This is a genomic window from Jatrophihabitans sp., from assembly GCF_036389215.1.
Lineage (GTDB): Bacteria > Actinomycetota > Actinomycetes > Mycobacteriales > Jatrophihabitantaceae > Jatrophihabitans_A.
In genome coordinates, this window is record NZ_DASVQG010000071.1 from 1 (window position 1) to 5595 (window position 5595).

Below are 5595 nucleotides of genomic sequence, written 5' to 3' on the forward strand. Positions count from 1 at the left end.
TGGAAGGACGGCGTCGCGGCGGCGCTGGGGGTCTCCGACAGCCGCGAGATGTGGCGCCGGGTGCTGGCGTCGGTGAACAGCTTCGCCGACGTCGAGGTGCCCCTGCTGCGCGCGGTGGAGGAGCTCATCGACTTCGTGACCGCCTGATCAGAACCCAACCATCCAGCGGGTCAGAACGAGGTGGCGTTCCAGGGCTGCTGCGCGGTCCAGAACATCGACTCCAGCCGGGCAGCCGCGCCCGGCGTCTCCTCATCGACCAGTCCGGCCAGCTGCTGTGACCGCACGGTGTTGCCGCCGAGGTAGATGCCGGCCAGCGCACGCTGGGACAGCCGCAGGTCCGCGGTCGCCGCCGGGGTGGCCCGGCACTCGGCGTGCGTCGGGCCGCCGTCCAGGGTGTAGCGGCCGGCCGCCCAGCCGCCGTCGCGATCCACCACCTCCAGCACCAGCCGGTCGGTGCTGGAGTAGCGCCGTGCCGACAGCGCGACCGGGACGTCGAGCAACCGCAGCCAGTCCCGGTCACCGGTCCACGTGCGCTGGGCCGCCCGGCCGTCGGACAGCAGCCACTCCAGCGGCTCGTCCACGGGGTAGGCGTGCAGCCGCAGCACCCGCACCAGGTCGAGGTTGAGCAGGTAGTGCCACAGCGCCCGGTAGGCGTCCTCGGTGGCGGCCAGCACCTCGTCGACGTCGACCTGGACCTGATCGGCCTCCAGCAGGGAGCCGGCGTCCTGCACCCGCCAGGTGGCGTAGCCGTCCACCCTGCCCTCGGCGTTGCGGGCCAGCACGCAGACCGGCTCTCGCACCCCGGGCGATCTCAGGCCTCGCAGGCCCAGCCGGCGCTGCCAGTCGGCGGTGGTCCGGTCGATCTGCCCGGCCCGTTGCAGCCGTGCCCGGCGGTGCACCTCGGCGGCGGGTTCGAGCAGGTCGTCCGGATCGACTCCGATCAGCTGGTGTGCCGCCTTCGGCCGCAGGATCTGGGGGCGTCGCGCCGCCAGGATCCGGTAGTCCGAACTCATCACCGCCGGCCAGTAGCCGAACCGGCCGTAGATCGCCCACTCCGCGGCCAGCAGCAGGCTGGCCACCTCGCCGCGGTCCCTGGCGTCCTGCAGCGACTGGGTCAGCATCCGGGTGAGCAGGCCGCGCCGCCGGTGGGTGGCCGCCACCGTCACCTGGGTGAGCGCGTCGATCGGCAGCTCGGCGCACTCAGCCGGCCCGGACGGGATCGTCAGGGTGGTGGGAAAGGTCCGCAGGGTCGCCACGCAGCGGCCTTCGGCGTAGCCGCCGAACACCCGGTCCGGGTTCCACACCTCCCGCCACCAGGTCAGTGAATGCTCGTCACGGAGGGCGGGATCGGCCAGCAGCGTGGTGCGCATGGCGCGCAGCCAGGGCACCATCTCCCCGGCCGGGACGTGCCGGATCTCCGTGGTCGACGTCATGGCCCGACCCTGTCACAGTGCCCCGAGGGCGTCACGGGATTTAGGCAGGGCTCGCCGTGGCGGACGGCCAGGCACCGGTCGCCGGGCCCGCTCAGAGCCAGCTGACCCGGCCGTGCAGCGCGGCGTAGCCGACGAAGCTGACGATGTCGATCACGCTGTGGGCGATGACCAGCGGCAGCACCCGCTTGGTGCGGGTGAACCACCAGCCGAACAGGGCACCCATGATGAAGTTGCCGATGAAACCGCCGATGCCCTGGTAGGTGTGATAGCTGCCGCGGATCAGCGCGCTGAGAAGGATCGCCCGGCCGGCCGGCCAGTTCATGGCCCGGAACCGGGTGAGCAGGTAGCCGATCACCACGATCTCTTCGAGCACCCCGTTCTGGATGCCTTCCAGGATCAGCACCGGGTAGCGGTACCAGACGTCGGCGAGCCCGGACGCTTGGATCTGGGCGTTGATGCCGAGGTGCCGGGCCAGGATCACCAGGCCCAGGCCGGGCAGCCCGATCAGCGCGGCAAAGCCAAGACCCTGCAGGGTTTCCCGCTTCAGCCGCAGCCGGTCCAGCCCGATCCCGAAACCGGGCAGCGCCGGCACCCGGCTCAACAGCAGCAGCGCCAGGAACGCGGGCACCACGCCGTTGAGCACGCCGAGCAGTTGGTAGGAGAGATCCACCCAGGCACGGGGACTCTCCGACGGGTTGAGCGTGGCGGTCGCGCCGCGAAAGCCGCCGCGGGTCTGGATGTCGAGGAAGTTGATCCAGGAGCCGATCGCCGAGATCCCCAGCGACACCCCGAGGACCAGCAGCACCTCCAGGCCCAGCCGGTCCGATCGCCGGCCGGCGGCGGGTGGACGCCCGGGTTCGTCATCCGGAGCGCGCCCGGTTCCCAGGTCAGCTCCTGGCAGCGGCGAAGCGGAGGTCACCCGTACATTCTGGCCGCACCATGGACTGACGTCCCCACAGGCTCGAACTTGGTGGATCGAGTCAGTGACCGCGGGCGATCCACTCGTCCAGGTGCGGGACCTCCTCGCCGATCGAGGTGGACTCGCCGTGGCCGGTGTGCACCACCGTCTCGACCGGCAGGGTGAACAGCTGGTACCGGATGGTGTCGAGCAGGGTTCCGAAGCTGGAGAACGATCGGCCGGTGGCTCCCGGGCCGCCCTTGAACAGGGTGTCACCGCTGAACACCGCGCCTAGTGCGGCGCCGTAGAAGCAGACGCCGCCGGGGGAGTGCCCCGGGGTGTGACGCGCCTGCAGCGAGATGCCGGCCACCTGGATCAGCTCGCCGTCGGCCAGCGGGACGAAGTCGAATTCCGGATGGAGCTGGCGCCACAGCACCTCATCGGCCGGATGCAGCCGGACCGGCGCGCCGGTGGCCTCGCTCACCTGCCGAGCCGCCGTCACGTGGTCGTCATGGGCATGGGTGCACAGGACGGCGGTCAGCTTCCGGTCGCCGATCAGCTGAAGAATCGGCTCCAGCTGGTGCGGCGCGTCGATGACGGCGCACTCGGTGTCGTTGCCCACCAGCCAGACGTTGTTCTCCACGTCCCAGCTGCCGCCGTCGAGGTTGAACGTCCCCGAGGTGGTGGTGTGCTGGATTCGAGCATGCTCACTCATGACCCCTGCTCGCTGGCGCTCGCTGCGATGCTCACTCATGACCCCTGCCTCTTCGCGCGAGCGCTCATCGGTGGATGAGCTGCGCTCCTCGCTCGCTGGCGCTCGCTGCGATGCTCACTCATCGAAGACGACCACCGAGCGGAGCACGTCGCCGTGGTGCATCTTGGTGAACGCCGCCTCCACATCGCCGATGCCGATGGTCTCGGTGACGAACTTGTCCAGCGGCAATCGTCCCTGCAGGTACAGCTCGATCAGCATCGGGAAATCCCGGGAGGGCAGGCAGTCGCCGTACCAGGAGGACTTCAACGCCCCGCCCCGGCCGAAGACGTTGAGCAACCCCAACTCGATCCTGGCCTCCGGGTTCGGAACGCCGACCAGCACCACCGTGCCCGCGAGGTCGCGCGCCAGGAAGGCCTGCTTGTAGGTCTCGGGCGTCCCTACCGCGTCGACCACCACGTCGGCGCCGAAGCCACCGGTGGCCTCCCGGATCGCCTCGATGGCGTCGGTGGTCTTGGAATTGACCACGTCGGTCGCACCGAACTCGCGAGCGGCGACCAGCTTGCGCTCGTCGATGTCGACGGCGACGATCCTGGTCGCGCCGGCCAGCCGCGCGCCGGCGATCGCGGCCATGCCCACCCCGCCACAGCCGATGACGGCGATCGAGTCGCCCCGGCCGACCCCACCGGTGTTGATCGCCGCGCCCAACCCGGCCATCACGCCGCAGCCGAGCAGCCCGGCCACCGTGGCTGAGGCCCGCGGATCGACCTTGGTGCACTGGCCGGCCGCCACCAGCGTCTTGTCGGCGAACGCGCCGATGCCCAGCGCCGCCGAGAGCTCGGTGCCGTCCTCGAGCGTCATCTTCTGGGTGGCGTTGTGGGTGTTGAAGCAGTACTGCGGCCGGCCTCGGAGACAGGCTCGGCACTGGCCGCAGATCGCCCGCCAGTTCAGGATCACGAAGTCGCCGGGTGCCACCTCGGTGACGCCCACACCCACGCTCTCGACCACGCCGGCGGCCTCATGGCCGAGCAGGAACGGGAAGTCGGGGCTGATGCCACCGTTGCGGTAGTGCAGGTCGGTATGGCACACGCCGCAGGCGCCGATCGCGACCACCGCCTCACCAGGGCCCGGGTCCGGAACGTTGATCGTGACCAGTTCGACCGGCTGGTCCTTGCTGCGGGCGATGACGGCACGAACTTGTTGGCTCATGCCTACTGTTTACCGGACGCTGCCGACGAAACGTACGGGGCCCGACGGCTCACTCCTGGCGGTGGGCCTGCGCGACGATTGGAGCGGACTCGGCGTGGGCAGCTGGAGCACCGGAGGGAGCCTCGGATGGATGTCGTGGTGGTGGGGGCCGGGATCGTCGGCGCGGCGGTGGCGTATGAGCTGGCGTTGGCCGGCGCCGCGGTGACGCTGGTGGACAAGGCGCTGCCAGCCTCCGGCGTGACCGGCGATTCCTTCGCGTGGATCGGGGGACCCTCGGGCGCCGACGCGCGGGACGGCAGCTGGCCGCTTCGCCGCGGGGCTCTCGAGGCGTACCGGCGTCTGGAGCGGCAACTGCCTGGTGTGCGGGTGCGGTGGACGGGGTCGCTGGCCTGGAACGAGCCTGAGGTGCCGCAGGACCTCGGTCCGGGCGAGCACCTGCTCGACGCGGCGCAGGCCGGCCGGCTGGAGCCGAACCTGGCGGATCCGCCGGCCCGAGCGCGGTACAAGGACAGCGACGGGGCCATCGATCCGGTTGCGGTGACCGACGCGCTGGTGGCTGCGGCCCGGGCACACGGCGCCCGGCTGATCCTCGGATCGGCGGTCACCGCCCTGGTGGCCCGGCGTGGCCGGGTGTTCGGCGTCCAGACCTCCCGAGGGTTCATCGCTGCCGACACCGTGGTGGTGGCGGCCGGAGTCGACGCGCCGGTGCTGTGCGCGCCGCTGGGGTTCGACCTGCCCGTCGCCCCGTCGCCCGCACTGCTGCTGCGCTTCACCGCCGCACCGGGCCTGGTGCGCACGCTGGTAGCGAGCCCGCACCTGGAGGTCCGGCAAGCCGCGGACGGCCAGCTGCTGGTGGCCGCCGGCTACCACCAGGAGGCCAGCAAGGACGACCTGCACCGCACGGCCCAGCAGCTGCTCAGCCGTCTCACCGCCACCTTCACCGGCGCGGCCGAGATAGCACTGGTCAGCGTGCGGCTGGCAGCGCGGCCGATGCCGGCCGACGGCCTGCCCGTCATCGGAGGGCTGCCCGGTGTGGGCGGGGTCTACCTGGCGGTGATGCACTCAGGTGTGACGCTAGCCCCGGTGGCGGCACGGCTCGTAGCCGCCGAAGTCGTGCACGGCACCGAGGCGGACGAGCTCGGCGGCGTCCGCCCTGCGCGGTTCGCCTTCGGCGCCGAGCGCTGAGAAGAGCTCCCGGCGAACGGCTAGGTGTACTGCCCGGACAGGTTGGTGCAGGCCGTTCTGATCGGATGATCTTGATGTAGGAGGGCCTCCTGAGTGGGGTGTGGAGCTACCACGGCAACCACGCCCAGTACTCAGGAGGTCCTCGTGCCACACCGTAA

6 protein-coding genes are annotated in these 5595 nt (G+C 71.0%); 2 read left to right on the top strand and 4 right to left on the bottom strand.

Going from position 1 to position 5595, the window contains the following annotated elements; translation table 11 throughout:
• Nucleotides 1-147: DUF3097 family protein (locus VF542_RS03350; protein ID WP_408650294.1), on the top strand; the 147-nt coding region annotated here is incomplete at its 5' end.
• A 23-nt stretch (nt 148-170) separates the two neighbouring features.
• On the opposite strand, the gene VF542_RS03355 is transcribed toward VF542_RS03350, so the two are convergent.
• The 4 genes from VF542_RS03355 to VF542_RS03370 form a co-directional block, all read right to left on the bottom strand.
• Nucleotides 171-1433 (bottom strand): GNAT family N-acetyltransferase, encoded by a 1263-nt coding sequence (locus VF542_RS03355; protein WP_408650289.1) that lies wholly within the window; start codon nt 1431-1433, stop codon nt 171-173.
• A 91-nt stretch (nt 1434-1524) separates the two neighbouring features.
• Nucleotides 1525-2352, bottom strand: coding sequence for a CPBP family intramembrane glutamic endopeptidase (locus tag VF542_RS03360; RefSeq protein WP_408650290.1), 828 nt, complete (start codon nt 2350-2352; stop codon nt 1525-1527).
• 61 nt (nt 2353-2413) lie between these two features.
• Nucleotides 2414-3046, bottom strand: a complete 633-nt coding sequence (locus tag VF542_RS03365) for an MBL fold metallo-hydrolase (RefSeq protein ID WP_408650291.1) — start codon at nt 3044-3046, stop codon at nt 2414-2416.
• Nucleotides 3047-3160: 114 nt separating this feature from the next.
• Complete coding sequence (locus tag VF542_RS03370) at nt 3161-4252, bottom strand: S-(hydroxymethyl)mycothiol dehydrogenase (RefSeq protein WP_408650292.1); 1092 nt, start codon at nt 4250-4252, stop codon at nt 3161-3163.
• A gap of 126 nt (nt 4253-4378) precedes the next feature.
• On the opposite strand from VF542_RS03370, the gene VF542_RS03375 reads away from it, so the two are divergent.
• Nucleotides 4379-5437 carry an NAD(P)/FAD-dependent oxidoreductase gene (locus VF542_RS03375; RefSeq protein ID WP_408650293.1) on the top strand — a complete coding sequence of 353 codons (1059 nt, stop codon included), beginning with the start codon at nt 4379-4381 and terminating at the stop codon, nt 5435-5437.
• The last annotated feature ends 158 nt before the right edge of the window (nt 5438-5595 follow it).